2 protein-coding genes are annotated in these 1,361 nt (G+C 70.5%); both read right to left on the bottom strand.

The window, feature by feature from the left end:
• Nucleotides 1-105: 105 nt before the first annotated feature.
• Entirely contained in the window at nucleotides 106-597 is a 492-nt protein-coding gene (locus tag QRO95_RS25150) for a methylated-DNA--[protein]-cysteine S-methyltransferase (RefSeq protein WP_012510484.1), read from the bottom strand.
• A partial coding sequence (locus QRO95_RS25145; protein ID WP_285303741.1) for a DNA-3-methyladenine glycosylase occupies nucleotides 594-1,361 on the bottom strand: 768 nt, incomplete at its 5' end. The genes QRO95_RS25150 and QRO95_RS25145, both read right to left, overlap by 4 nt.

Here is a 1,361-nt window from a genome sequence, read left to right as displayed (position 1 = left end):
TGCCCACCCATACCGCCCCGCCCAGCGCGCAGAAAACCGGAGCCGTATTGGCTCTTGACCTTGCCGTTGCCTCTGCGGGTGCCGGGCGCAGCCCGGCAAACCCTCTCAGGCGAACAGCGGGGCCTGGCGTTGTTCCAGTCGCAGCAGCGCGGCCTTGGTTTCCAGTCCGCCACCAAAGCCGGTCAGCGCGCCGTTGCTGCCGATCACTCGATGGCAGGGCAGGATGATCGGCAGCGGATTGCGCCCATTGGCAGCGCCGACGGCGCGGGTCGCACTGGGCTGGCCCAGGTGCTGCGCCAGCTGCAGGTAGCTCCAGGTCTGGCCGAACGGGATCAGAGCCAGCGCCTGCCACACGCGCAGCTGGAACGGCGTGCCGCGTGGCGCAAGCTCCAGGTCAAAGCTGCTGCGTTCGCCGTGCAGGAACTGCAGCAGCTGCTCGCGTGCTTCCGGCAGCGCATCCGGCGCGTAGTGCCAGTCGTCGCGGCCGCGTGCCGGGTGGCGGTTTTCCGGGAACAGCACGTGGGACAGACCACGTTCGTCACCGGCGATGGTCAGCACGCCGATCGGGCTGTCGAAACGGTCGAACAACAAGGTCATGTCGGTTCTCCAACGAAAGTGCCGGACAGGTGCCACAGGTGCAGCACGGCATAGGCACGCCAGGGGCGCCACGGTTGCGAGCGCGCTTCGGTCGCGCGTTCGCTCAGGCGCTGGCCCTGCGCATGGCCGAGCACCTGCTGCAGTACCAGGTCACCGGCCGGGAAGGCATCGGGCTGGCCGAGCCCGCGCAAGGCGATGTACTGCGCGGTCCACGGACCGATGCCGGGTAGTGCCACGCAGCGGGAAACGAACTCTTCCAGCGCCTGGCCCGGGCCGAAGTCGAGCGCGCCACTGGCACAGGCGGCGGCAAGCGCACGCACGGTGGCGGCGCGGCTGCGTGGCAGGCCGATCGATTCCAGTGGTGCTTCGGCCAGCAGCTCGGGGGCCGGGAACTGGCGATCGAACTCCGGCGGCATGCCTGGCAGGTGCGCGCCATAGGCATCCACCAGCCGCCGCGCGAAGGTGGTGGCCGCGGCCACGCTGACCTGTTGGCCGAGCACCGCGCGCACGCCCACTTCGAAGCCATCCCAGCCGCCCGGTACGCGCAGCCCGGGACGCTCGGCGATGCCACGCGCCAGCAAGGGTTCCTCATCCAGTGCGGCGTGGACCTGCTGCAGGTCGGCATCCAGATCGAATACGCGACGCACACGGCGGACGATGTCGGGGATCAGGCGCGGATCGACCGCGCCCAGCTGCAGGCGCAGTTCCGGGCGCGGGCGGTGGACGCACGCAGCGCCGTGGCGCGGACGGCAGGGGACGCCAGC

Source organism: Stenotrophomonas maltophilia group sp. Smal13 (assembly GCF_030236855.1).
Lineage (GTDB): Bacteria > Pseudomonadota > Gammaproteobacteria > Xanthomonadales > Xanthomonadaceae > Stenotrophomonas > Stenotrophomonas maltophilia_A.
This window is presented reverse-complemented; position numbering and strand designations above follow the sequence as displayed.